This window comes from Ruegeria marisflavi (assembly GCF_025673445.1).
Classification (GTDB): Bacteria; Pseudomonadota; Alphaproteobacteria; order Rhodobacterales; family Rhodobacteraceae; genus Ruegeria_B; species Ruegeria_B marisflavi.
Map to the genome: position 1 here is coordinate 69,483 of NZ_JAOVQN010000017.1, position 24,843 is coordinate 94,325.

General features: G+C 60.8%; 29 protein-coding genes. 20 read left to right on the top strand and 9 right to left on the bottom strand.

The annotated features are described in order from the left end of the window. Nucleotides 1–6: 6 nt before the first annotated feature. From OEZ49_RS16135 to OEZ49_RS16145, 3 genes are all read right to left on the bottom strand, one after another. Entirely contained in the window at nucleotides 7–1,065 is a 1,059-nt protein-coding gene (locus tag OEZ49_RS16135) for a YeeE/YedE family protein (RefSeq protein ID WP_263389283.1), read from the bottom strand. Between the two features lie 51 nt (nucleotides 1,066–1,116). Continuing rightward, entirely contained in the window at nucleotides 1,117–1,452 is a 336-nt protein-coding gene (locus OEZ49_RS16140; RefSeq protein ID WP_164129940.1) for an ArsR/SmtB family transcription factor, read from the bottom strand. Between the two features lie 142 nt (nucleotides 1,453–1,594). Next, on the bottom strand, nucleotides 1,595–2,002 hold the full coding sequence (locus OEZ49_RS16145; RefSeq protein WP_397545678.1) for a hypothetical protein: 408 nt from the start codon (nucleotides 2,000–2,002) through the stop codon (nucleotides 1,595–1,597). Nucleotides 2,003–2,068: 66 nt separating this feature from the next. Between OEZ49_RS16145 and OEZ49_RS16150 the strand changes: the two genes are divergently transcribed. The 11 genes from OEZ49_RS16150 (at nucleotide 2,069) to OEZ49_RS16200 (ending at nucleotide 12,062) form a co-directional block, all read left to right on the top strand. Beyond that, entirely contained in the window at nucleotides 2,069–2,806 is a 738-nt protein-coding gene (locus OEZ49_RS16150) for a cytochrome c biogenesis CcdA family protein (protein ID WP_263389284.1), read from the top strand. 26 nt (nucleotides 2,807–2,832) lie between these two features. Beyond that, nucleotides 2,833–3,411, top strand: coding sequence for a thioredoxin family protein (locus tag OEZ49_RS16155; protein ID WP_263389285.1), 579 nt, complete (start codon nucleotides 2,833–2,835; stop codon nucleotides 3,409–3,411). 179 nt (nucleotides 3,412–3,590) lie between these two features. After that, nucleotides 3,591–4,064: a sulfur oxidation c-type cytochrome SoxX gene (soxX, locus tag OEZ49_RS16160; protein WP_263389286.1), complete on the top strand. Its 474-nt coding sequence runs from the start codon at nucleotides 3,591–3,593 to the stop codon at nucleotides 4,062–4,064. Nucleotides 4,065–4,109: 45 nt separating this feature from the next. Then, entirely contained in the window at nucleotides 4,110–4,526 is a 417-nt protein-coding gene (gene soxY, locus OEZ49_RS16165; protein ID WP_263389287.1) for a thiosulfate oxidation carrier protein SoxY, read from the top strand. 34 nt (nucleotides 4,527–4,560) lie between these two features. After that, on the top strand, nucleotides 4,561–4,890 hold the full coding sequence (gene soxZ / locus OEZ49_RS16170; RefSeq protein WP_164129929.1) for a thiosulfate oxidation carrier complex protein SoxZ: 330 nt from the start codon (nucleotides 4,561–4,563) through the stop codon (nucleotides 4,888–4,890). Between the two features lie 79 nt (nucleotides 4,891–4,969). Further along, complete coding sequence (gene soxA, locus OEZ49_RS16175; RefSeq protein ID WP_263389288.1) at nucleotides 4,970–5,821, top strand: sulfur oxidation c-type cytochrome SoxA; 852 nt, start codon at nucleotides 4,970–4,972, stop codon at nucleotides 5,819–5,821. A gap of 107 nt (nucleotides 5,822–5,928) precedes the next feature. Continuing rightward, on the top strand, nucleotides 5,929–7,632 hold the full coding sequence (gene soxB, locus OEZ49_RS16180; protein ID WP_263389289.1) for a thiosulfohydrolase SoxB: 1,704 nt from the start codon (nucleotides 5,929–5,931) through the stop codon (nucleotides 7,630–7,632). A gap of 72 nt (nucleotides 7,633–7,704) precedes the next feature. Beyond that, nucleotides 7,705–8,988 (top strand): sulfite dehydrogenase, encoded by a 1,284-nt coding sequence (gene soxC / locus OEZ49_RS16185; RefSeq protein ID WP_263389290.1) that lies wholly within the window; start codon nucleotides 7,705–7,707, stop codon nucleotides 8,986–8,988. Continuing rightward, nucleotides 8,972–10,051: a c-type cytochrome gene (locus OEZ49_RS16190; RefSeq protein ID WP_263389291.1), complete on the top strand. Its 1,080-nt coding sequence runs from the start codon at nucleotides 8,972–8,974 to the stop codon at nucleotides 10,049–10,051. The genes soxC and OEZ49_RS16190 overlap by 17 nt, the downstream gene beginning before the upstream one ends. Before the next feature lie 25 nt (nucleotides 10,052–10,076). Further along, the gene (locus OEZ49_RS16195; protein ID WP_263389292.1) at nucleotides 10,077–10,766 is read left to right on the top strand and encodes a c-type cytochrome; all 690 of its coding nucleotides are present in this window, start codon (nucleotides 10,077–10,079) and stop codon (nucleotides 10,764–10,766) included. A 33-nt stretch (nucleotides 10,767–10,799) separates the two neighbouring features. Next, a complete protein-coding gene (locus OEZ49_RS16200) occupies nucleotides 10,800–12,062 on the top strand; it encodes an NAD(P)/FAD-dependent oxidoreductase (protein ID WP_263389293.1) in 1,263 nt (420 codons plus the stop codon). 24 nt (nucleotides 12,063–12,086) lie between these two features. Here the strand turns inward: OEZ49_RS16200 and OEZ49_RS16205 are convergent, their stop codons facing one another. Next, entirely contained in the window at nucleotides 12,087–13,091 is a 1,005-nt protein-coding gene (locus tag OEZ49_RS16205) for a GlxA family transcriptional regulator (RefSeq protein ID WP_263389294.1), read from the bottom strand. A gap of 249 nt (nucleotides 13,092–13,340) precedes the next feature. Here OEZ49_RS16205 and OEZ49_RS16210 point away from each other — a divergent pair, with 249 nt between their 5' ends. The 6 genes from OEZ49_RS16210 (at nucleotide 13,341) to OEZ49_RS16235 (ending at nucleotide 17,207) form a co-directional block, all read left to right on the top strand. After that, complete coding sequence (locus OEZ49_RS16210) at nucleotides 13,341–13,970, top strand: ATP-dependent Clp protease proteolytic subunit (protein WP_263389295.1); 630 nt, start codon at nucleotides 13,341–13,343, stop codon at nucleotides 13,968–13,970. 138 nt (nucleotides 13,971–14,108) lie between these two features. Then, nucleotides 14,109–15,377, top strand: coding sequence for an ATP-dependent Clp protease ATP-binding subunit ClpX (gene clpX, locus OEZ49_RS16215; protein ID WP_263389296.1), 1,269 nt, complete (start codon nucleotides 14,109–14,111; stop codon nucleotides 15,375–15,377). 169 nt (nucleotides 15,378–15,546) lie between these two features. Beyond that, on the top strand, nucleotides 15,547–15,909 hold the full coding sequence (locus tag OEZ49_RS16220) for a RidA family protein (RefSeq protein WP_263389297.1): 363 nt from the start codon (nucleotides 15,547–15,549) through the stop codon (nucleotides 15,907–15,909). Nucleotides 15,910–15,997: 88 nt separating this feature from the next. Then, nucleotides 15,998–16,381, top strand: coding sequence for an NADH:ubiquinone oxidoreductase subunit NDUFA12 (locus OEZ49_RS16225; protein WP_263389298.1), 384 nt, complete (start codon nucleotides 15,998–16,000; stop codon nucleotides 16,379–16,381). Between the two features lie 11 nt (nucleotides 16,382–16,392). Continuing rightward, entirely contained in the window at nucleotides 16,393–16,851 is a 459-nt protein-coding gene (gene mlaD, locus OEZ49_RS16230; RefSeq protein ID WP_263389299.1) for an outer membrane lipid asymmetry maintenance protein MlaD, read from the top strand. Next, complete coding sequence (locus OEZ49_RS16235; protein ID WP_263389300.1) at nucleotides 16,848–17,207, top strand: DUF2155 domain-containing protein; 360 nt, start codon at nucleotides 16,848–16,850, stop codon at nucleotides 17,205–17,207. The genes mlaD and OEZ49_RS16235 overlap by 4 nt, the downstream gene beginning before the upstream one ends. On the opposite strand, the gene aat is transcribed toward OEZ49_RS16235, so the two are convergent. The 4 genes from aat to OEZ49_RS16255 form a co-directional block, all read right to left on the bottom strand. Then, entirely contained in the window at nucleotides 17,171–17,803 is a 633-nt protein-coding gene (gene aat, locus OEZ49_RS16240; protein ID WP_263389301.1) for a leucyl/phenylalanyl-tRNA--protein transferase, read from the bottom strand. The two genes, OEZ49_RS16235 and aat, sit on opposite strands and share 37 nt — an antisense overlap. Nucleotides 17,804–17,854: 51 nt before the next feature. Continuing rightward, nucleotides 17,855–19,204, bottom strand: a complete 1,350-nt coding sequence (gene accC / locus OEZ49_RS16245; protein ID WP_263389302.1) for an acetyl-CoA carboxylase biotin carboxylase subunit — start codon at nucleotides 19,202–19,204, stop codon at nucleotides 17,855–17,857. Between the two features lie 10 nt (nucleotides 19,205–19,214). Further along, nucleotides 19,215–19,709, bottom strand: coding sequence for an acetyl-CoA carboxylase biotin carboxyl carrier protein (gene accB, locus OEZ49_RS16250; protein ID WP_164129899.1), 495 nt, complete (start codon nucleotides 19,707–19,709; stop codon nucleotides 19,215–19,217). 149 nt (nucleotides 19,710–19,858) lie between these two features. Further along, nucleotides 19,859–20,395: a LuxR C-terminal-related transcriptional regulator gene (locus OEZ49_RS16255; protein WP_164129897.1), complete on the bottom strand. Its 537-nt coding sequence runs from the start codon at nucleotides 20,393–20,395 to the stop codon at nucleotides 19,859–19,861. Nucleotides 20,396–20,482: 87 nt separating this feature from the next. Between OEZ49_RS16255 and OEZ49_RS16260 the strand changes: the two genes are divergently transcribed. From OEZ49_RS16260 to OEZ49_RS16270, 3 genes are read left to right on the top strand one after another with little or no spacing between them, the layout of a single operon-like run. Beyond that, nucleotides 20,483–21,643 carry an acetyl-CoA acetyltransferase gene (locus OEZ49_RS16260; RefSeq protein ID WP_263389303.1) on the top strand — a complete coding sequence of 387 codons (1,161 nt, stop codon included), beginning with the start codon at nucleotides 20,483–20,485 and terminating at the stop codon, nucleotides 21,641–21,643. Beyond that, nucleotides 21,640–23,142 (top strand): class I adenylate-forming enzyme family protein, encoded by a 1,503-nt coding sequence (locus tag OEZ49_RS16265; RefSeq protein WP_263389304.1) that lies wholly within the window; start codon nucleotides 21,640–21,642, stop codon nucleotides 23,140–23,142. Before OEZ49_RS16260 ends, OEZ49_RS16265 begins: the two co-directional genes overlap by 4 nt. After that, nucleotides 23,139–23,942, top strand: a complete 804-nt coding sequence (locus OEZ49_RS16270) for a 3-hydroxybutyrate dehydrogenase (RefSeq protein ID WP_263389305.1) — start codon at nucleotides 23,139–23,141, stop codon at nucleotides 23,940–23,942. Before OEZ49_RS16265 ends, OEZ49_RS16270 begins: the two co-directional genes overlap by 4 nt. Here OEZ49_RS16270 and OEZ49_RS16275 read toward each other — a convergent pair whose 3' ends face one another. Beyond that, nucleotides 23,943–24,809, bottom strand: coding sequence for a glycosyltransferase family 2 protein (locus OEZ49_RS16275; protein WP_263389306.1), 867 nt, complete (start codon nucleotides 24,807–24,809; stop codon nucleotides 23,943–23,945). It lies immediately after the preceding gene. Nucleotides 24,810–24,843 lie beyond the last annotated feature (34 nt).

Genomic DNA, 24,843 nt, shown 5'->3' on the forward strand with positions numbered 1-24,843 from the left:
CGTGAGCTAATCCGCCAGGCTGAGGCCTTCGATCAATTGGCGCAGGCCCAGAGCGGCACCGGCAAAGATGGCGAGGAATGTCACGGGGGCGCTGAAGGACAGCAGGCTGAACGCCGTCAGGCTTTGACCGACGGTGCAGCCCATTGCGATCACGGCGCCGGTTCCCATGATGGCGGCGCCGATGATCTGGCGGCGCAATTCGCGAGGGTCCTCGCAGGCTTCCCAGCGGAAATGGCCGCGGATCATCGACCCGATGAAGGCGCCCAGCCAGACTCCGGTCACCGATCCCACCGCAAAGGACAGGGGCCGGACCGAGCCTGTCATGGCATAGAGGATGGTTTCCCCCACGGGTGCTGAGAAGCTGTGTGACACCACCGGTTCGGCGTCAAACCCATGGTTGGCGACCCATTGGGTGCCGATCCAGCCGGAGACGATGGCCAGGGCCACGACCAGGGACCAGAAAATCGACTTCGGTTCTTGCCGCAGGTTTGAAGAGGCCAGCGCGCCGGCACAAATGACCAGCCCGACGATCGTCCCGATTGCCCAGAGAGGCAGGCCAGTCAGCGCGTGAGCATGATGAGCAATTCCGGGGGGCAGGTTCCCCGCAACTTCGACCTGGGGAAACAGCGCATTCCGGATCGGGGCCAGGGGGCCGGAGAGGGTGACATAGGTGAATACCCCCATTACCAGAACAATCACGAAAGCCCTGAGATCGCCACCGCCCAGACGGGCGATCGCCCCATATCCGCAGTTGCCCGAGAGGGCCATTCCGTAGCCGAACATCAGACCGCCCACCACTGATGCGAGCGGCATCCACCTAATCGACAGATAGTAGCTCTCTGCCGGGTTGATCAGGCCTGCGCCCGTAAGGGCAAAGCTGCCGGTGATGGAGGCGCCTATGGCCAGTAGCCACATCCGCATACGAACGTCGGAGCCGCCATAAAGAAGGTCTTCGATCGCGCCTAGTGTACAGAACCGGCCCAGACGGGCGGCAAGCCCAAGGGCGATCCCGCCGCAGAGCCCCACCAGCGCAACAATCTGACTGTCACTGATCCAAGCCAGCATGTCTTCCTCCCGCGGTCCCGATCATTCCGAACGCGGGCCGGTCATTCCGGGTCAGTCAGCGTTGCAGAACAGATCGTATACCACTTCCAATATGCGACGCGGACGGTCGTCTGCCAAACGATAATAGATCGCCTTGCCATCACGGCGCGGAACGACCAGGCCTTCGAGGCGCAGGCGGGACAGCTGCTGCGATACGGCCGCCTGTCGGGCAGAGAGGAGGTCTTCGAGTTCTGTCACGGATTTTTCGCCGGAAACAAGATGGCACAGGATCATCAACCGGCCTTCGTGGCTGATCGCCTTGAGAAAATTGGACGCCAGCGTGGCGTTATCCACCATCTTGTCCAGTTCGTCCTCGGCCATGTCGGTCGAAAATTTCGGAAGTGCCATGTGTCTGTCCTCGTTCCCGGCAAATGGGCCGGGGTCTTGATATCCCTGCACCGTTGGAAGCGCTTTTGGCGCCTATTAGTTCGATTTTCAGACCCATTCCACCTATTTCATGGAACAAGGTCACATGTGGTGCCCGTTCGCCTCAGCTGCTGCTTGGGCCCGGCGGCCGGTAGTCTGTCTTCTCGATCAGCATTTTTTCGAGAACGGGCCAGAAAAAATGTTCGCCCGGGTATCCTTCAATGCGCCCGACCTCGCGCCCATCTTCGACGATCAGAAAGGTTGGCGTAAAGATCACCTTGCGGTTCAGGTCCAGATCCTCGGGGATGGCGCGCAGGTCCACGCGCTTGAGGGGCGCAAAGCGTCCTTCGGTGGAAAGCGGATAGATCTCTCCGATTTCCTTGTTCCAAAGCGCGCACCATTCGCAGCCGGGCTGCTCAACCATGACCAAATCCGCCGCCCAGAGCGGCGAACCGGCAAGGATCAGACCGACCGATGCGATAAGATTTCGTAGAGGATTCATGCGCGACCTGTTGACCTTTTTACTTTCCACAACGTAATCTGAATGTGTGAATAATTCAAGAGTTCCGACTCTTGGCTGCTCTCACGAGGAGGTGAGATGCTGGAAATTTCGTTCCTTGGTGCCTTACTCGCCGGTTTGCTGAGCTTCTTTACGCCATGCATTCTGCCGATGGTACCGTTTTACCTGTCGTATCTCGGCGGTCTGAGTATCGCGGAACTTAGGGCCGATGGGCGAATCGAGCCGGGGGCCCAACGTCGACTGATCGTCTCAGCTTTGTCCTTTGCCGCCGGTGTGACGACGGTTTTCATGGCCTTGGGCATGGGCGCAACCGCCTTGGGGCGTTTGTTCGTGACCTACCTAGATACACTAGCCTGGGGGGCGGCAGCGATACTGGTGGTCTTTGGGTTGCATTTCCTTGGCGTCATCCGGGTTCCGTTACTCTATCGCGAGGCGCGACTGGAAAGCAGTGCATCGGCATCGACGGTGTTTGGCGCCTATCTGATGGGCTTGGCCTTTGGTTTCGGATGGACCCCCTGCGTCGGACCGGCGCTGGCCTCGATCCTGATGATTGCCAGTGGCATGGGCGATATCTGGCGCGGTGGATTGCTTCTTTTGGTCTATGGGATCGGCATGACCGCGCCCTTTGTGTTTGCCGCCTTTTTCGCCAAGCCTTTTCTGGCTTGGGTTCAGCACCATCGGGCGGCCTTTGCCTGGGTCGAAAAAGGAATGGGGGCGATGTTGATCCTTTTTGCTATCCTGATCGCGACCGGTGGCGTGACCTGGATTGCCCAGGCGATGATTCGCTGGATGCCTGGGTTTTCGTCGGTCGGTTAGCGGCCGTTTCCATAGGGAGAAAGACGATGAGGCGACTTCTGGCTGTGATTCTGGCGCTGGGCTTTGCCGCAGCGGCGCACGCGGTCGAAATGGGGGACGACGGGCTGCACAAGCCCGAGTGGTTGCGCGATACCTTCAAAGACCTGCAAGAGGACTATGCCGAGGCGCAGTCCGAAGGCAAGCGCCTGCTGTTGCTGGTTGAACAGCGCGGTTGCCTGTACTGCAAGGACATGCACGAGAACACCTTTCCCGATCCCCGGGTTCTCGCCCTGCTTCAGGAAACTTACTATCCGGTGCAGATCAATCTGCACGGTGACATAGAAATCGTGGACACAGACGGCGAAACGCTGACCGAGAAAGAGGCCACTCGTAAGTGGCGGGTTTTGTTCACGCCGACCATGATCTTTCTGCCGCGGGACCTGGACGACAGCATGTCCGCCGTGGATCAGGCTGTGTCGGTGATGCCTGGGGCGTTCTCGCCTGGCACTACACTGGACATGATGACCTGGGTCAAGGAAGAGCGTTACCTTGATCAATCCGAAGAGGATTTCCAGCGCTATCATGCGCGCATGATTAAGGAACGCAACGACGGCGACACGCGCTGATCGCGCGACTAATGGTGTACTGGCCGGGGAAACTTTACTTAGTTTCCCGCGTTGTTCTATGCAACAAAATAACAATTCACATTTGTGAATTTGATGTTGCGTAAAGATGTACTGTAGCCTACGGTATGCAAAGAGTGATTAGCCGCGTGGACAGAAACGTGGCAGCCAAGGGAGGATACATGAAACTGACAACGCTGACGCTGGCCGCCGCATTGATCGGTGGCGCCGCCTGGGCCGGTGAAACCGCACCCAAAGACGTCGTCTTCGCCGAGGGGGGTGCGGTGGAGTCGTCGCTCAGTGGCGCTCCGGGCGATGCATCGAACGGTGCTATGATCGTGGGTTCCAAGAAGCACGGCAATTGTGTTGCCTGCCATCAGGTAAGCGCCTTGGCGGATGTGCCTTTCCATGGCGAAATTGGCCCGTCGCTGGATGGGGCGGGTGACCGCTGGACCGAAGCAGAACTGCGGGGCCTCGTGGCCAACGCCAAGTTGACATTCGAGGGCTCAATGATGCCGTCCTTCTACAAGGTAGACGGCTACGTTCGCCCGGGGGATGCCTATACAGGCGACGCCGCGCCCGAAAACCTGCCGCCTCTCCTCTCGGCGCAGGAGATCGAAGATGTTGTCGCGTTTCTTGCGACCCTGAAAGAATAATTGGCCGTGTCCCCGGGGCAGGGCCTGTATCAAAGGAGAAATACGATGGACTTTACGCGTCGTGATACCCTCGGCTTGGCCTTGGGCGCAGCGGCCCTGACGGTTCTGCCGTTTCGGGCGAACGCAGCAGTGGAAGACCGGATCGCCGAGTTTACCGGCGGTGCCGATATGGGTGAGGGTGGCCTGACCCTGACCGCGCCCGAGATTGCCGAGAATGGCAACACTGTTCCGATCGAGGTCAGCGCACCGGGTGCGGTTTCGATTTTGGTTCTTGCCGCGGGCAACCCGACGCCCGGCGTGGCTCAGTTCAACTTTGGACCGCTGGCTGCGACCCAGTCGGCGTCGACCCGTATTCGCTTGGCCGGAACGCAAGATGTTATCGCCGTCGCGAAGATGGCCGATGGTTCCTTCGTAAAGGCTAGCTCGACCGTAAAAGTGACCATCGGGGGCTGCGGCGGCTAAGCCCGTCCTTCCGGACAATCAGGAGACAAGATAAATGGCATCTGGTGTAAAACCCCGCGTTAAGGTTCCGAAATCGGCCGCTGCCGGTGAGGCGGTGACGATCAAGACCCTCATCAGCCACAACATGGAAAGTGGCCAGCGCAAGGACAAGCAGGGCAATGTGATCCCACGCTCGATCATCAACCGCTTTACTTGCGAGTTCAACGGACAGTCGGTCGTTGATATCAAGATGGAACCGGCGATTTCCACGAACCCGTATTTCGAGTTCAACGCGACGGTGCCCGAGGCGGGCGAGTTCGTGTTCACTTGGTACGACGATGACGGCTCTGTCTACAACGACAACAAGCCGATCACGATCGCCTGATCCGCGGTCCAAGGCAAATGTTGCTTTCGCCCGGTTCGGATGGGCCGGGCGAGGCCAACCACCAAAGGGAGGAATTTGAATGAGATTCAAGGCAATGACCGCGATTGCCGCATTGGTGGCCGCGCCTTTGACGGTGATGGCTGGCCCCGATGACGACGAATTGGTCATCAATGGCGAGATCAATATCGTCACCAAGACCGCCGCGCCTGCCCACCTCGACGGTGCGCTGCCCGAGATCTATTCCGGCTGGCGTTTCCGCTCGGACGAAACCCAGGCGCTTGAGATGGACGATTTCGAGAACCCTGGCATGGTAGCCGTGGATGCGGCGCGCGAGGTCTGGGACAAGGTCGACGGGTCCGAGGGCAAGGCCTGTGCCTCTTGCCACGATGCGGTCGAGGACAGCATGGTCGGCGTGCGTGCGGTTTATCCCAAGTGGAACGAAACCGCAGGCGAAGTGCGCACGCTCGAAACGCAGATCAACGACTGCCGTACCAATCGGATGGGCGCCGAAGCGTGGAAGTACACGTCGGGCGGGATGACCGCCATGGTCGCGCTGATTTCCCTGCAATCTCGCGGAATGCCGGTGAACGTCGCCATCGACGGTCCGGCTCAGGCGACGTGGGAACAGGGCAAGGAAATGTACTACACCCGCTATGGCCAGTTGGAACTGAGCTGCGCGAACTGCCATGAGGACAACTATGGCAACATGATCCGTGCGGACCATCTGAGCCAGGGGCAGATCAACGGCTTTCCGGCCTATCGTCTGAAGAACACCAAGTTGAATTCGGTGCATGACCGCTTCAAAGGATGTATCCGCGATACTCGTGCGGAAACCTTCAAGCCGGGCAGCTCCGAGTTTGTCGCACTGGAACTCTATGTCGCCAGCCGCGGTAATGGTCTTTCGGTCGAAGGTCCGTCAGTCCGCAACTGAGAAAAGGACCCCGTGTCGCACTTGCTGATGCGGGGTCTTTGTTCAAAATACAAATTCACACATGTGAATTTAATGTTAATGTGATCAAGAACGGAAAGCATCAGCTTATGATCTCACGTCGCGACTTCCTCCAGGTTTCGATGGCAGCCTCGGCCCTTGTCGGGGCTTCGGGTTTTGGTAACTGGTCCCGTCTGGCCGCTCAGCAGGCGCTGACCCAGGACCAGCTTCTGGAATTCGACACCTTCGGCAATCTGACGTTGATCCATATCACCGACATTCATGCCCAGTTGATGCCGATTTACTTTCGCGAGCCCGAAGTGAACCTGGGCATCGGCGCGGCAAAAGGGCAGATGCCACATATCACTGGCGCTGATTTCCGCCGGTTCTACGGGATCGAGGATGGTAGCGCTTCGGCCTATGCGCTAACCTACAACGATTTCTCGTCGCTGGCCCGCACCTATGGCCGGGTGGGGGGCATGGACCGGGTCGCCACCGTGGTCAACGCCATCCGTGCCGACCGGCCCGATGCGCTGCTCTTGGACGGCGGCGATACCTGGCACGGCTCCTACACCTGCTTCCACACCGAGGGACAGGATGTGGTCAACGTGATGAACGCGTTGAAACCCGATGCGATGACCTTTCACTGGGAATTCACCCTGGGCACCGACCGGGTCACCGAGCTGGTCGAAAGCCTGCCCTTCGCCTCGCTGGGCCAGAACATCTTTGACGCCGAATGGGACGAGCCGTCGGAGCTGTTCAAACCCTACAAGTTCTTTGAGCGCGGCGGCGTCAAGGTTGCGGTTATCGGCCAGGCCTTCCCCTATATGCCGATCGCCAACCCCGGCTGGATGTTCCCCGAATTCTCGTTTGGTATTCGTGAAGAAAACATGCAGGCCATGGTCGACGAGGTCCGCGCGGACGGGGCCGAGGTCGTTGTGGTCCTGAGCCACAACGGGTTCGATGTGGACAAGAAAATGGCGAGCCGGGTCACCGGTATCGACGTCATTCTCAGCGGCCACACCCATGATGCCCTGCCAGAACCGGTGGTGGTCGAAAAAACCCATGTGATCGCCAGCGGATCGAACGGCAAGTTCGTCAGCCGCGTCGATCTGGATGTACGCGACGGTCAGATGATGGGGCTCAAGCACAAACTGATCCCGATCTTCTCGGACGTGATCGCGCCCGATCCGCAGGTGAACGCCCTTATCAACGCGCAGCGCGAGCCGCATATCGATCAGTTGCGCGAGGTCATCGGCCGGACCGACGAGAGCTCGCTGCTTTACCGGCGAGGCAACTTCAACGGAAGCTGGGATGACCTGATCTGTGACGCGCTGCTAAGCGAGCGCGAGGCCGACATTGCCATGTCGCCCGGCGTGCGCTGGGGGCCGTCGATCCTGCCGGGCCAGGAGATTACCCGCGAGGATATCTGGAACGTCACTTCGATGAGCTATGGCGCCGCCTATCGTACCGAGATGACGGGCGAGTTCCTGCATGTGGTGCTCGAGGATGTGGGCGACAACCTGTTCAACCCAGACCCCTACTATCAGCAAGGCGGCGACATGGTGCGCGTCGGCGGGCTGGGCTACAGGATCGACGTCAGCAAGCCGCAAGGCAGCCGGATCAGCGACATGACCTTGTTGAAAACCGGGGAAAAGATCGACCCGGCCAAGAACTATGTCGTGGCAGGATGGGCCAGTGTCAACGAAGGCACCGAAGGGCCGCAGATCTGGGATGTGGTCGAAAACCACATTCGCAAACTGGGCACCGTTTCGGTCACGCCCAACACATCGGTCGAGGTCGTGGGGGCGTAACGCGCCGCCGCACCGATGATTTCCAACGTTTTGCATCCCGCCAAGGGATGCATGCATTCAAAGGAGGCATTCATGAGTGAAAGCTCTGGCAAGAAAGGTGCGTCGCGCCGCCAGTTCCTGACCAGCGTTGCGGCGGTCGGAGCAGGGGCGGTGGCCGCCGGCGCGGCCCGCGCAGCGGCGCCGGATCCGCTGATCACCGAGGTACAGGACTGGGCGCGTGCCACTGGTGACGGTGTCGATGCAACACCCTATGGCCTGCCCATCGAATACGAAGGCGACGTGATTCGCCGCAACGTGGAGTGGCTAACCGCTGACACGATAAGTTCGATCAACTTTACCCCGATCCATGCGCTGGATGGCACCATCACCCCGCAGGGCTGTGCGTTCGAGCGGCACCATTCGGGTGCCATCGCGCTGAAGAAGGAAGACTACCGCCTGATGATCAACGGTCTGGTCGATCAGCCGCTGATCTTTACCTATGCCGATCTGGAGCGTTTTCCGCGCGAGAACCACGTGTATTTCTGTGAATGCGCGGCAAACTCGGGCATGGAATGGGCCGGTGCGCAGCTGAACGGAGCGCAGTTCACCCATGGAATGATCCATAACATGGAATATTCCGGCGTTTCCCTGCGAACCCTGCTGGAAGAGGCAGGCCTGAGTACCGCGGGCGACCTGAGCGACAAATGGGTCTATGTCGAGGGGGCCGACGCCTCTTCGAATGGGCGTTCCATCCCGATGGAAAAGGCGCTGGACGACTGCTTGATCGCGTTCAAGGCTAACGGCGAGGCACTGCGCAAGGAGCATGGCTATCCCGTTCGCCTGGTCGTCCCGGGTTGGGAAGGCAACATGTGGGTCAAGTGGCTGCGCCGGATCGAGGTCATGGACGGCCCCGTGGAAAGCCGCGAGGAGACCTCGAAATATACCGATACGCTGGCCGATGGCACCAGCCGCAAATGGACCTGGGTAATGGACGCCAAATCGGTTGTCACCGCACCCAGCCCGCAATCTCCGATCACCCATGGGCCCGGTCCGCTGGTGATCACCGGTCTGGCCTGGTCAGGCCGGGGCGCGATCACCGGGGTCGATGTCTCGGTCGATGGTGGCAAGACCTGGCAGCCCGCTCGCCTGGCGGCGCCGGGACAGGACAAGGCGCTGACCCGTTTCTATCTGGATATCACCTGGGACGGTTCGGAAATGCTGTTGCAAAGCCGGGCGCGCGATGCGTCGGGCTATGTGCAGCCGACCAAGGCGCAGCTGCGCGAAGTGCGCGGACTGAACTCGATTTATCATAACAACGCGATCCAGACCTGGTGGGTCAAGGCAAGCGGAGAGGCCGAAAATGTCGAAGTTTCCTAAGCTGACGCTTACCGCATCAATCGCCGCGCTGGTTCTGGCCATGCCGGCCTGGGCTGGAAGTTACGGCCTGGGACGTCCGGCACTGCCCGAGGAAATCGCCGCCTGGGACGTTGATGTAAGCCCCGACGGAACCGGCCTGCCCGAAGGATCGGGATCGGTCGAGGATGGCGAGGCCATCTTTGCGGACTATTGTGCCATCTGCCACGGCGACTTCGCCGAAGGTGTGGACAACTGGCCCAAGCTGGCCGGTGGCGCGGATACTCTGGACCATGAGGACCCGCTCAAGACGGTGGGTTCCTATTGGCCGTACCTGACGACGACCTGGGACTATGTGCATCGGTCCATGCCGTTCGGCAACGCGCAGACGCTGACGCCGAACGAGGTTTATGCCATCGTGGCCTATATCCTCTATTCGAACGATCTGGTGGACGACGATTTCGTTCTGTCGAACGAGAACCTCCTCGACGTGGAAATGCCCAATGCCGAAGGGTTCATCCTTGACGACCGCGAGACCAGCGAGGCACATTTCTGGACTGCCGAACCGTGCATGACAGAGTGCAAGGACACTGTCGAAATCACCATGCGCGCCGCCGTGCTGGACGTGACGCCCGAGGAAACCCGCGCAAAGAAAGTGCAGGAGCTGATCCGGCGCACACGTCCGGAACCGTCGCGTGAAGATGTCAAGGCGCCTGTGGCCCCTGCCGATCAGCCTGCGGCCGAAGCAGTCGCAAACACCGAGGTTGATCCTGCGCTGGCGGCGGCTGGTGAGACGGTCTTCAAGAAGTGCAAGGCCTGTCACCAGGTCGGGGAAGACGCCAAGAACAAGACAGGCCCGATCTTGAATGGTATCGTGGGCGCGCCAGCCGGTCATGTCGATGGCTTCAAGTATTCCAAGGCGATGCAGGAGGCGGCAGAAGGCGGGTTGGTATGGTCCGACGCTGAACTCACCGCCTTTCTGGCAAAGCCCAAGAGCTACATGAAGGGGACCAAGATGTCCTTTGCCGGTCTCAAGAAGGACGAAGATATCGAGGCGGTCATCGCCTATCTGAAGAGCTTCCAGTAGTGCCATGCGCTACGCGGGGGGGATAATGGTGATCTGGGCCGCGCTTTCAAGCGCGGCCTGGTCCGATGAAACGGCTCTGCAAATCGGTGACGCCGCGCGTGGAGCCGAGGTTTTTCAGGTTTGCGCGCAATGCCACCAGGTTGGAGAGGGCGCATCGCACGGGACCGGGCCGCATCTGAACGGGATTTTCGACCGAAAGGTCGCCCAGTTTGACGATTTCGACTATTCGCAAGGTATCCTGCGCGCCCGCCGCGACGGAATGGTCTGGGACCTCGAACATCTCGATGCCTATTTGACCAACCCCAAGACACTTGTTTCCGGCACCAACATGGAATTCGCGGGGCTGAGTGATCCAAAGGACCGGGGAGATGTGCTGGCCTATCTCCGCAGCTTCTCGGCCAATCCCCAGAACATTCCCGAAGCGGCGCCGACCGCCCTTAAACAGGAGGTTGAACTGCCTCCCGAAGTGTTGGCGATGGTGGGCGATCCGGAGTACGGCGAGTACCTGTCGACCGAATGCACCACCTGCCATCAACTCGACGGGGATTATGACGGAATTCCAGTCATCACGGGATGGCTGGCAGAGGATTTCGTGCTGGCCATGCACGCCTACAAGCAGAAGATCAGACCCCACCCGGTCATGCAGATGATGGCGGGCAGGCTCGCCGATGACGAGATTGCGGCGCTCGCCGCATATTTCGGAGCGCTGGAGTAGCCCTCTGGCGAAGTTTTTTTGGAGGAGGTAGTCATGAAGTTCAATAGACGCAGTTTCATAGGAACAGGGGTCGCTGCAGCGGCGGCGTTGCAAGCTCCCGTCGTCCTGGGGGCTGGGAAACCCCGCGTGGTTGTCATCGGCGGTGGTGCCGGTGGGGCGACTGCGGCCCGCTATATTGCCAAGGGCGCGGCAGGGGCTATCGACGTCACCCTGGTGGAGCCAACCCGCAGCTACTACACCTGCTTTTTCTCGAACCTCTACATCGGCGGTTTCAGAGAGCTTTCCAGCATCGCACATTCCTATGGCAAACTGGCCAGTGAGTACGGGATCAACGTGGTTCACGACTGGGCCGTCGGCATAGACCGCGACGCCCGCACGGTCAGCTTGGCAGGCGGCGGCGTGCTGCCATATGATCGGCTGATCCTCAGCCCTGGCATCGACTTTGTGGGCGGTTCCGTCGAGGGCTGGGATGTCTCGGCGCAGAACAAGATGCCCCATGCCTATAAAGCGGGGTCGCAATCCGAGCTGCTCAAAGCACAGATCGAAGCGATGCCCGAAGGCGGGGTCTTTGCCATGGTGGCACCGCCGAACCCCTATCGTTGCCCGCCCGGCCCCTATGAGCGGGTCTCGATGATCGCCCATGTTCTGAAAGAAAGAAACCCGACGGCCAAGATCATTGTCGCTGATCCCAAGGATAAGTTTTCGAAAATGGCGTTGTTCCAGGAAGGGTGGGGGCTGCATTACGACGGTATGGTCGACTGGATCGGACCAGAGTTCGGCGGCAACAATGTCTCGGTCGATCCTGAGGCAATGACGGTGACTATCGATGGTGAAGTGACCAAGGTTGACGCCTGCAACGTCATCCCCGCGCAGAAGGCCGGGCGCATCTGTGAATTGGCGGGAATCAACGATGGTAACTGGGCGCCGGTCGACGGGCGCACGATGCAAAGCCGGGTGGACGAGAATATCCACGTCCTGGGCGACGCCTGCGCGCAAGGGGACATGCCGAAATCGGGCTTCTCCGCAAACAGCCAGGCAAAAGTGGCCGCAATGGCGGTGCGCGCTGCGTTGACCGACTCCAAGATGTTTCCAGCCAAGTTCTCGAACACCTGCTGGTCGCTCATTGGCACCAATGACGGCGTCAAGGTCGGCGCGACTTACGAGGCGACCGAGGAAAAGATCGCCAAGGTCGACGGGTTCATAAGCGCCACCGGAGAAAGCGCCGAGTTGCGCCAGGCGACCTTTGAGGAGAGCATCGGCTGGTATGCCGGCATCACCTCGGACATGTTCGGCTGAACCAAGTCACAGGGCGTGGTCCGTTCAGGACCACGCCTTGCGGAACGAATGGGGCGATGTGCCATAGCGTGCGCGAAATTGGCGTGACAGGTGACTGGTGTTGGAGAACCCGGTGGCAGCCGCAATTTCGGCGACCGTCATGTTGGTCTCGTTCAAATAGGTAAAGGCGCGGGATATCCGGAGTTCCAGATAGAACGCCATCGGCCCTTGTCCGAGATAACGTTTGAACAATCGTTCCAGTTGTCGACGGGAGATGTCAAGGCGGCTGCACATGTCGTCATTTGTGAGTGGCTCTTCCAGTTCCGCTTCCATCAACTCGATTGCCTTGATCAAGGCCTTGTTGCGGCTTCCGATTGCCACGGAATGGGCCGCGCGCTGGGGTGACTTGCTGCCGGATCGCATGTGAATGCACATGTCGGCAACCATGATGGCCAGGTTGGCGCCATGCTGTTTTTCGATCAGCGCCAGCATCATGTCGATGGCTGTGTTGCCGCCGCCGCATGTGGTGATACGCCCGTCCAGCTCATAGATGTTCGGGCTGGGGGTAAGCGACGGGAACGTTTCGATAAACCCCGGTTGGTTTTCCCAGTGGAGTGTAAATCTCCGCCCGTCCAACAAACCGGCGCGGGCCAGAGCAAACGCGCCGGTGCAGATGCCTCCCAACGACCGGCCGTGGCGATGTTCGCGCCGAAGCCAGCCCAGAACCGCCGGTGAGCATGTCTTTTCCGGCTCGACACCGGCGCAGACAAAGCCGAACGCGTCGCTGGGAAGTGGGGCCAGGGCTTGGTCTGGGGTGATCCGCAACCCGTTTGAGCAGGTCACCGGCGCCCCGTTCTCCGTCATCGTGTGCCAAGTATAAAGCGTCTGCTTTGTCAGTTGGTTGGCGATCCGTAACGGCTCGATCGCTGCCGCAACAGCAAGCATGGTCGCCTTCGGCAACAGCAGGAATCGAAAATTCTGCGGCGGCCCGTCATAGGACAGGGCCAAGGTGGCGGATGCGCCTTTTTGTACGAATTGGTCTCGGGTCATGATGCGGAGTGGAAGGGACCGGGAATGTATCCGCGCCCAGTCGCGGGCGCCTACTTCTACAGTGCTGTGCCCGGGCCTATCGGTCAACATACGCCGCTCTGTAACCCGTTTGCGCCATTCCTGGCATGACCTCGGAACCCAAGTAAATCGTCTGGCGGCCCTTGCGGCCCCCCCACGGCGACACTAAGACTCGGGTAATCCCGTCGGGGTATTGTCCCGATCCATCGCAAGAAAGCAGGCAGGTCCCGAATGTTCGATCCAGTTCATACCTTCACCAACACGCTTGTCCCCATGGTCGTGGAACAGACCAGCCGGGGCGAAAGGGCCTACGATATCTTCTCGCGCCTTCTCAAGGAGCGGATTATCTTCATCAACGGCCCAATTCATGACGGGATGAGCCATCTTATCGTGGCCCAGCTATTGCACCTTGAGGCCGAGAACCCGAAAAAAGAAATCTCGATCTATATTAACAGCCCAGGTGGCGTGGTGACCAGCGGGCTGTCGATCTACGACACTATGCAGTATATCCGCCCAAAATGTTCGACCCTTGTCATCGGCCAAGCGGCCTCGATGGGTTCGGTCCTGCTGGCCGGCGGGGAAAAAGGCATGCGTTTCTCGTTGCCCAATAGCCGCATCATGGTGCACCAGCCCTCGGGCGGGTATCAGGGGCAGGCGAGCGACATTATGATCCACGCCGCTGAGACACAAAAGCTTAAGGACCGGCTCTATGACATTTATGTCAAGCACACCGGGCAAAGCAAAAAGGCGATCGAAAGGGCTCTGGACCGCGACAACTTCATGTCACCGGAAGAGGCTAAGGAATGGGGCCATATCGACGAAATCGTCGAAAGCCGCGGAAAAATGGGCGAAGAAGCATAGCGCACCGTTCCTGACCGTGCGGTTGGCGGTTAGGGCTTTTTGACATTGTGGCGGCCACCGTGCTGGCCTAATCTCTACGAACAGGCGGCTTCCCGGTTTCCGGGGCGGGGTGCCGAGACGAAGCCGGAAAGGGTGATCATGGCAACGAACTCAGGCGGTGATAGCAAGAACACGCTCTACTGCAGCTTCTGCGGCAAAAGCCAGCACGAGGTTCGCAAGCTGATCGCAGGCCCGACAGTGTTCATCTGTGATGAATGTGTCGAACTCTGCATGGACATCATCCGTGAAGAGACAAAAAGCAGCGGGCTGAAATCCTCGGATGGCGTTCCCACGCCGCGCGATATCTGCGACGTGCTGGACGATTATGTGATCGGGCAAGCCACGGCCAAGAGAGTACTCTCGGTCGCTGTGCACAACCATTACAAACGCCTTAATCATTCGCAGAAGGCCGGGAATGATATTGAGCTTTCGAAATCAAACATCCTGTTGATCGGTCCGACCGGTTGCGGAAAGACGCTATTGGCTCAGACATTGGCGCGTATTCTCGATGTGCCGTTCACCATGGCGGACGCGACCACGCTGACCGAAGCGGGCTATGTCGGCGAAGACGTTGAGAACATCATCCTCAAGCTGTTGCAGGCAAGCGAATACAATGTCGAACGCGCGCAGCGTGGCATCGTCTATATCGACGAGGTCGACAAGATCACCCGCAAGTCCGAGAACCCCTCGATCACCCGTGACGTGTCGGGCGAGGGCGTGCAGCAGGCGCTATTGAAATTGATGGAAGGCACCGTGGCCAGCGTCCCGCCGCAGGGTGGACGCAAGCATCCCCAGCAGGAGTTCCTGCAGGTGGACACCACGAACATCCTGTTCATCTGTGGTGGTGCCTTCGCTGGTCTGGACAAGATCATTGCACAGCGCGGCAAGGGCAGCGCCATGGGCTTTGGCGCCGACGTGCGGTCGAATGACGACCGCGGCGTGGGCGAGCTGTTCAAGGAGCTGGAGCCCGAGGATCTGCTGAAATTCGGCCTGATTCCCGAGTTTGTGGGCCGCCTTCCGGTTCTGGCGACGCTGGAAGACCTGGATGAGGACGCCCTGGTCACCATCCTTACCAAGCCGAAGAATGCGCTGGTCAAACAGTACCAGCGTCTGTTCGAGCTCGAGGATACCGAGCTGGACTTTACCGATGATGCGCTCAAGGCGATCGCAAAGCGCGCGATCGAGCGCAAGACCGGTGCACGTGGCCTCCGCTCGATCATGGAAGACATCCTGCTCGACACCATGTTCGAACTGCCCAGCATGTCGAATGTGACCAAGGTTGTTGTAAACGAAGAGGCTGTAACGACCGAGGCGCAGCCGCTGTTGATTTACACCGAGAGCGAAAAGGGCTCGGCCACAGCAGGCTGAGGTTCGCGTTCTGACTTGTGAAGCGGCGCGGCGATTTCTGCGCCGTTTTCCATTGCAGCCAAGAGGTAGGGGGCTCTGCCCCCGCCGCCCGTTCCGGGCGACTCCCCCGGGATATTTTGGGCAAGAGGAAAGACAGGTGGCGGACCATGCAAAAAGGGAAGGGTCAGCGTTGAGCATCAAACGCATTTCATCTGGTGGTGAGTTCGAAGCCAAGATCGGCTATTGCCGTGCCGTGGTTGCAGGCGGGTTCGTTCATGTGGCGGGAACGGTAGGGCAGGGCGAGGGCGTGGTCGAACAGGCCCGCTCCGCCTTGGCAACGATATTGGCGGCCTTGGAAAAGGCGGGTGCCTCGTTGGCCGATGTGGTTCGGGTCACCTACTATCTGTCCGACCGGCACGAGTTCGAACCCTGCTGGCCGGTTCTGCGGGAGGCATTCGGCACTAATCCGCCCGCCGCCACGATGATTGAATGCGGGCTGATCGACCCAAAGTACCGGATCGAGATCGAGGTAACGGCGCTTGCGCCACATTAGGGATGCGCGCGCCTGTCACGGGCGAGGGCTCTGGACCTTCGCGCGCGCATGCGCCATATCTGCACAATAGAAATTGCCGGAGGCACCGATGGGAATCCTGAACACCCTGCTGCGCGCCGTGACCTGGTGGAACGGGTCGACGCTCAACACTCAGCTTTACACTGCCCGCAAGGGCAAGAAGGTGGGTGAGGATTCACGAGGCAACGTGTTCTACACCAATGCCGACGACAGCCAGCGTTGGGTCATGTTCAATGGCGAGGCCGAGGCCAGCCGGATCGACCCGGAATGGCACGGCTGGCTGCACCGGACCTGGGACGAGCCGCCAACCAAACGGCCGCTCAAGCACAAGGCCTGGGAAAAGCCGCACCAGGAGAACCTGACGGGAACGCCGCTGGCCTATGCACCGGCAGGGTCGTTGCGACGTGACAAACCGGCTGATCGCCGGGATTACGAGGCCTGGAGCCCGGAGTAAGCGAGGCCTGTATGTCCAGCCACAACATGACAGAAGTCCTGGTCGGCGGCGCGGTTCTTGCCGCGGCGATCTCCTTTGCGGTTTATGCTGGTCAGGCCACCGGCCTGTCGCGCGGTACCGGCGGATATGAGTTGAACGCCTCGTTTCGCTCGCTCGAAGGGGTGACGGTAGGGACCGATGTCCGGCTTGCCGGCGTCAAGATCGGGACGGTGACGGGCGTCGATCTCAACCCCGAAAGCTATCGCGCGGATACCCGGTTCACGGTGGCCGAGGGCATCCAGATACCCGATGACAGTGCGGCTGTAATCTCCTCCGAAGGGCTACTGGGCGGCAACTTCCTGGAAATCATGCCCGGAGGCTCGGCTTTCTATTTCGAACCCGGCGACGCGGTCGAGGATACGCAGGGCGCCGTCAGCCTGATCTCTCTGCTGGTCAAGTTCGTGGCCGGTGACGGGAGCGACAGCCAGTGATCCGACGCGGCCTGCTGATCCTGGGCCTGATCGCCGGGTCGGTTTCGGCGGATGAGGCGGTCACCTCGGGGACCGGCGCGATCCTGCGCGGCCTCGACAAGGTGAGCGGGCAGACACAGGATTTTCGGGTAACGAACGGGTCTACAGCGGAAATCTATGGTTTGGACGTCGCATTGGGGGATTGCCGGTACCCGATAGAGAACCCGACCGGCGACGCCTTTGCCTATCTGACCATATGGGAGAGGGACCAGCGGCAGGCGATTTTCGATGGGTGGATGGTCGCATCCTCACCCGCGCTCAGCGCGCTGGACCATTCGCGTTATGACGTTTGGGTCATCCGCTGTATGACATCCTGAGGGCGCTGATCAACACTCGCGGCTATGTCCGCAGATCCGTTCAGGGCTTTTTCCAAACGGCGCCGGTACTCTGCTCGTGTGATCGCCACCGCCCCCAGAGAGGCAAGATGTGCGGTCAGAAACTGCGTATCAAAAAGCTGGAACCCGGTTTGACGCAAGCGGTCGATCAGATAGACCAACGCGACCTTCGAGGCATCGGTGCGGCGCGAAAACATGCTTTCGCCGAAAAAGGCGGCGCCGAGGACCACGCCGTAAACGCCGCCCGCCAGTGTGGAGCCTTGCCAGACTTCTACCGAATGGGCGTGTCCCAAGCGATGCAGCGCCTGGTAGCTGTCGCTGATCTCTGGGTTGATCCACGTCTCTGCCCTGTCTGCGCAGCCTTGCAGAACACCCGCAAAATCATGGTCGAACGTCACATGGTATTCGCCCCGCCGGATCCGTCGAACAAGGCTGCGAGACAGGTGGAACCCATCCAGCGGAAAAATCCCGCGGCGAAGCGGGTCCACCCAGAACACCTCCGGGTCGTTGCGATGTTCGGCCATCGGAAAGATACCGATGGAATACCCGTGGAGCAAAAGCTCGGGCGAGAGGGTCACATCGGTCCCTCTTGGCCGGAGAAAGCCGGGCGATGTGCCCGGCTCGTCTGATCAATCGGGCAGGTTCGCGGCAAGCCAGCGCTCCAGCCAGTGGATATTGTAATTGCCGTTGTGGATGTCCGGCTCTTTCAGAAGGGCGTGAAACAGGGGAATTGTCGTGTCGATACCATCCACGATCAATTCACCAAGGGCCCGATGCAGTCGAGCCAGCGCCTCGCTCCGGTCGCGCCCGTGCACGATCAACTTGGCAATGAGCGAGTCGTAGTAGGGCGGGATCGAATAGCCGTTGTAGAGAGCCGAATCCATCCGCACGCCCAGGCCACCGGGGGTGTGGTAGGCGGTGATCTTGCCGGGACAGGGGGAGAAGTTCGGTAGTTTCTCGGCGTTGATCCGCACTTCGATCGCGTGGCCGGTGATCTGCAGGTCGTCCTGGGTAAAGGACATCGGCAGCCCGGCGGCGATGCGGATCTGTTCGCGTACAAGATCGACGCCAAAGATGCCTTCGGTCACCGGGTGCTCCACCTGAAGGCGGGTGTTCATCTCGATGAAGTAGAATTCGCCATTCTCGTAGAGGAATTCCACGGTGCCGGCGCCGATATAGTTGATCTTGGCCACCGCATCGGCGCAGATCTTGCCGATCCGGGCGCGCTCTTCCGGTGAGATGCAGGGACCGGGGGCTTCTTCGAACACTTTCTGGTGTCGACGTTGCAGCGAGCAGTCGCGCTCGCCCAGATGCACCGCATTGCCCTTGCCATCGCCAAAGACCTGGATCTCGATATGGCGCGGCGTGGTCAGGTATTTCTCGATATAGACCTCGTCATTGCCAAAGGCGGCCTTGGCCTCGGCCCGGGCGGTGGTAAAGGCGCGCTCCATCTCCTTTTCATCGCGGGCGACCTTCATGCCCCGGCCGCCGCCGCCAGCGGTGGCCTTGATGATCACAGGATAGCCGATGCTCTCGCCGACCCGCTTGGCTGCGGCCAGATCGGGAACTCCGCCCTCCGATCCCGGGACCACGGGAATGCCAAGCTCCTTGGCGGTTTCCTTGGCCGTGATCTTGTCCCCCATGATGCGGATATGCTCTGCCGAGGGGCCGATGAAGGTGATGCCGTGATCTTCTACGATCTGCACGAAACCAGCGTTTTCGGACAGAAACCCGTATCCGGGATGGATCGCCTGTGCCCCGGTGATTTCGCAGGCCGAGATGATCGCGGGAACCGAAAGATAGCTCTGGGGGCTGGGCGCCGGGCCAATGCAGACCGACTCGTCTGCCATGCGCACATGCATGGCGTCGCTGTCGGCGGTTGAATGGACGGCAACCGTGGCGATCCCCATCTCGCGGGCGGCACGGATCACACGCAGGGCGATCTCGCCTCGGTTCGCAATCAGGATCTTGTCGAACATGGATTGTCCCTTATTCGATGATGACCAGCGGGGTGCCGAATTCCACGGCGTCGCCGTCACCCACCAGGATGCGTTTGACGGTCCCGGCGCGCGGGGCATGGATGTGGTTCATGGTCTTCATCGCTTCGACGATCAGCAGCGTATCGCCTTCGGAGACGCTGGCACCAACAGATACAAAGGGCGCCGCGCCCGGTTCAGCCTGGAGATAGATCGTCCCGACCATGGGCGAGGTCACTGCTCCGGGATGGGCGGCAGGATCCTCGATTGCTGCGGGTGCGGCGGTGGGCGCTGCCGGTGCCGCCGCTGCGGCGACGGGGGCGGCGGGAACAGCCATTTGGATCGGTGCGGCGGCCAGCGCCGGTGACACTCGGCTTACGCGCACGTTCAGGCTGTCGTCCTCGCCATACTCGCGTTTTACCTGCAACTCGGTCAGGTCGTTTTCCCGCAGCAGTTCGGCCAGTGCCTTGATGAATGCCACGTCCGCTTCGTGTCTGGTGTCTGTCATGAGTATCCTCGACGGTTCCCCTGGGCCCGTTGTTGATGACCGGGCTCCGTGTATTACGCGGCGTTATAGGCCAAGCGACTGCCCATGAAAAGCGCCGTATCGAATGCAAAGATGGGAGCGGTGCGGGTATTTTGCGAGGGGAAACGAGATCAAAGCGGCATACCGGACAGTTTAGCCACAAGTTCCGGCAGCTTGCGGGCGCCGAATTTCTCAAGCAGACGCGCGCGGTGCGCTTCGATCGTTCGATAGCTCAGCCCAAGCTCCGCCCCGACTTCTTTGGCGGAGAGGCCACGGCAGGTCAGCAGCGCCACATCACGTTCGCGTGGTGTCAACTCGATCACGCGACGTTCTTCCGAGATATCGGCAAAGCTCCATATGCCATGGCGAAACGGGTCTTCCGGTGTCAGTGACTTGCCACGTGCCCGGCACCAGAACAAATCGCCGCTGCGCCGCCGCATGATCCGTTCGTCCGTGTAATACCCTGTCTCCAGCATGGCTTGCAGGCCACGCTTGCCGATACGTTCGAAATCCTCGTGGCTGGGATAGAGGTTTAGCAGTGGCATGTCGCGATAGTCACCCTCGTTGCCGCCGAACATCGAGGCGAAATGCAGGTTGCACCGCCGAATGATGCGGTTCTCCAGTTCCACTAGCCCGATGGGGGCATATTCGAAGGCGGGGTCACTCATTACGGCATCGTGGCGGGTATTTCTACGGAATTGAAGCGAAAGCTGTGTCTTGGCAGGATTTGACGCAGATCTTTGGGGGAGAGAACCATGGTTTACATTGCTGGCTGGGGACATACCAAGTTCGGAAAGCTGACGGATATGTCGCTGGAGGACATGATCACCGCCGCGGGCCGCGAGGCTCTGAGCGATGCGGGTATCGGGGCCGAGGCTGTCGACGGCGTCTGGATCGGGCATTTCAACGGCGGGCTGGTGCCGGATGGGTTCCCGGCGTCGCTGGCGATGAGCATCGACCCGGCACTGCGATACAAGCCGGCAACGCGGCTTGAGAATGCCTGTGCCTCGGGGTCCGCGGCGGTCTTTGCGGCCCGCCAGGCGATCCTGTCGGGCGAGGCGCGTGTGGCGTTGGTGATCGGGGTGGAGAAGATGACCCACCTGCCCACCGCCGAGGTGGCCGCCGCCCTGGGCCATGCCGCCTATCAAAAGGAAGAGGCGGGCCTGTCCTTTCCGGGCGTATTTGCGATGTTCGCGCAAGCCTATTTCAACCGCTACGGCGACCAGGGCCGGGCGCTGGCCCGAATCGCCGCTAAGAACCACGGCAATTCGGTGAACAACCCGTTGGCGCAGTTGCAGAAACCGTTTGACGAGGAGTTCTGCGCTGAGGTCTCGGACCGCAACCCCGTCATCGCGGCGCCGCTGAAGAAAACCGACTGTTCGCTGGTGTCCGACGGGGCAGCGGCACTGGTGCTGGTGGCCGAGGATCTTTTGGGCGACGTGGCCAAGGCGGTGCGAATGCGGGCGGTGGCGCAGGTCAACGACATCTTGCCGATGTCCCGGCGCGATCTGCTGGCCTTTGAGGGGCCGCGCAAGGCCATTCACGCGGCCTATGCCCGGGCCGGTATCTCGGTCGGGGATCTCGATGTGGCCGAGGTGCATGACTGCTTCACCATTGCCGAGTTGCTGATCTACGAGGCGATGGGGCTGGCCGTGCATGGCCGCGCGGCCGACGTTCTGGACGGTGGCGTGGTACATCGCGGCGGCCGGTTGCCGGTGAACCTGTCGGGCGGCCTCAAGGCCAAGGGGCATCCGGTCGGCGCCACCGGCGTTTCGATGCACACGCTGGTGGCCCGGCAGGTCATCGGACAGGCGGATGCCATGCAGCACCCGGGCGCCGAATTGGGGTTGGTGTTCAACATGGGCGGATCGGGCGTAGCCAACTATGCCTCGATCCTCGAAGGGGTAAAGGCATGAACATCGGCCTTTGGCTGGCACGTCAGGCCCAGCTGAACGGCCCACGGCCGGCGCTGTTCCGGGGCCGCGAGGCGGTTGCCGATTACGCGGGCTTTCATGCCCGCGCGGCATCGGTGGCTGGTTGGTTGGTGGCGCAGGGGGTGCAATCCGGAGATCGGGTCGCGATCTTCATGAAGAACAGCCCGGATTACCTGATCGTGCAATACGGCATCTGGTATGCCGGTGCGGCCGCTGTTCCCATCAATGCCAAGCTGCACGGGCGCGAGGCGGCGTTCATTCTGGACGATTCCGACACCACGATCACCTTCGCCTCGCCGGAGCTCGGCCTCGCGCTGGCCGAGGCCGGAGCGCGGGGGCGGATCATCGATACCGAGTCCAGAGAGTTCGCGGCGGTACTCGAGGCCGACCCCATTGCGGAACCCGCGCAACGCGATCCGACCGATCTGGCTTGGCTTTTCTACACTTCGGGCACCACCGGCAAACCCAAGGGCGTGATGATCACCCACCGGATGCTCATGGCCGTCTCGCTCGCCTATCCGGTGGACGTGGTGGAGGCCGAGGACGCAATCCTTTACGCCGCGCCGATGAGCCACGGCGCCGGGCTCTACAACATGATCCACGTGCTGAGGGGGGCTCGCCACGTCTGCCCGGTTTCGGGTGGTTTCGAGCCTCAGGAGATCTTTGACCTTGCCCGGCATTTCGAGCGGGTGCAGATGTTTGCCGCGCCCACCATGGTCAAACGGATGACCGAGGTCGCCCGTGCCACCGGCCAGACCGGGACGGGGCTGCGTACCGTGGTCTATGCCGGTGGGCCAATGTACCTCTCGGACATTATCGAGGCGGTTGATCAATTCGGTCCGATCTTTGTCCAGATCTATGGACAGGGCGAATGCCCCATGGGGATCACGGCACTTTCGCGCCATGATGTGGCGGACCGCTCTCACCCACGCTGGCGTGAGCGACTCGCCAGTGTCGGCCGCGCGCAAGGCCCGGTCGAGGTGCGTATCGGCGACGCCGAGGGCAGGCCGCTGTCGGCCGGAACACATGGCGAGATCATGGTGCGCGGCGACGTTGTGATGCCCGGCTATTGGCGCAATCCCGAAGCCACCGCCAAGACGATACGTGACGGCTGGCTGATGACCGGCGATATGGGTTTTATGGATGCGGACGGCTACGTGACCCTTCAGGACCGTTCCAAGGACATGATCATCTCGGGCGGCTCCAACATCTATCCTCGCGAGGTCGAGGAGGTCTTGTTGACCCATCCCGAGGTGCGCGAGGCATCAGTGGTGGGCCGGACGCATCCGGAATGGGGCGAGGAGGTGGTGGCCTTTGTCGTCGGTTCCGCGACGGCCGAGGCGCTCGACCGTCTGTGCGTCGAGAATATCGCCCGGTTCAAGCGGCCAAAACACTATCGCTGGCTCGATGAGCTGCCCAAGAACAACTATGGCAAAGTGCTCAAGACCGAGCTGCGCCGGATGCTGGTAGAAGAGAAATGACAGATCTGCGCGGGAAAACAGCACTGGTCACCGGATCGGTCCAGGGGATCGGTCTGGCAATTGCCGAAGCGCTGGCCGCGGCGGGCGCGCGGATCGCGGTGCACGGGTTGGCTGATGCGACACAGGCTGAAACCGCCTGCGCTGGATTGCTGGAAAGAGGCGCGCCCGAGGCGCGGTTCTTTGCCGGTGATCTGCGCGACCCTGACCAGATTGGTGCCATGATGCAGGAGGTCGCCCATTGGGGTGGCGCCGACATTCTGGTGAACAACGCAGGCATCCAGCATACCGCCTGGCTGTCGGACATGCCCGGCACAACATGGGAGGCGATTCTCGCCATCAACCTGAGCGCTGCCTTCTACACCATGCAGGCCGCCTTGCCGGCGATGGCCGAGCGTGGCTATGGCCGGGTGATCAACATCGCCTCGGTGCATGGGCTGGTCGCTTCCAAGCAGAAGGCGCCCTATGTGGCGGCCAAACATGGGTTGATCGGGCTGAGCAAGGTTGCGGCGCTTGAATATACCTCGAGGGGAAATCGGGCAAAGGGCGCGGTGACGGTCAATTGCATCTGCCCGGGCTGGACCGATACCGCAATCCTCGAACCGCAGATCGAGGCGCGCATGGCGGCGCTGGGTACGGATCGAGACACCGCCATGGCGGACATGATGAAGGAAAAGCAGCCCTCTCTGCGCGCATCGGATCCGACCGAGATCGGCGCGCTGGCGGTATGGCTCTGCTCACCGGTGGCGCACAACCTGACGGGCGCCGCGATTCCTGTCGATGGTGGTTGGACCGCGCAATAGTTACGCTCCAGAGAACCAGTCCGGCAGGCGGGTGCGGATGCGCGGCGTGTCACGCCGTGCCCGGACGACGCCGCGTTGCTCTTCGCGGACCGGCTCGACCGAGATCTCGGCATAGGCGCGCGGCTCGGCCTCTTCCCAAGGCAGTTCCGGCAGGGCCTCAAGCTGCTTGAAGAACCGGCGTGCGTCGGCGCCTGGATTGAGCCAGGCAGGGCCGGGGTTGCCGGTGCCGGGTTGGTCCGCCACCTCGCGCCGGTGTTGCGCCGATTTTGCCAGTTCGGTTGCGTTGGCGTATTTCAGGTGGACCAGATAGGCGCCGCGCGGCATCACGAACGGAAAGCGCGCGACCCGTGCGGGGCGCAGCTGAACCCCATGCAGCTTCAATCCCACGCGGTTTCGCACCGCCCAGGCTTTGGAATAGTTTCCGGTGAAAAGCGCGCTGCGCCGTGCGCTCAGAACCGGCTGACCCTCGGCCAGAGTCGCGTCGCTGGCCGTTTCGCCCAAGTTCAGACCCAAGGCAAACAGTGCATTTGTATCCTGCTGCGTGAAGAAATCCGCAAAATCGCGATATCGTGCCGGATCGAGGCAAATCAGCTCGTCCGCATCGGTTCGGATCACCCAGTCATAGATCTGGTTCAGCCCGTTCTGGAACGCGTTCAGCATGTCGCCCCGGCGGTTGTCGAAGTTGCTCAAATCCTCGCGCGGAATGGTGATGACGCTCGCCCCAGGGCAGACACGGGCGATTTCGGGATCTGCTCCATGGGCGACGACAATAAGGTTCCCCGCTCCCAGATGGCGGGAGAAATGGGTATACCATTGGTCCAGTGCCCAATAGTCCCGGTAAACCATCGTGATGGCGCAGATCTTCATGCCAGCATCTAGTCAGGTACCAGCCTGACCGGCA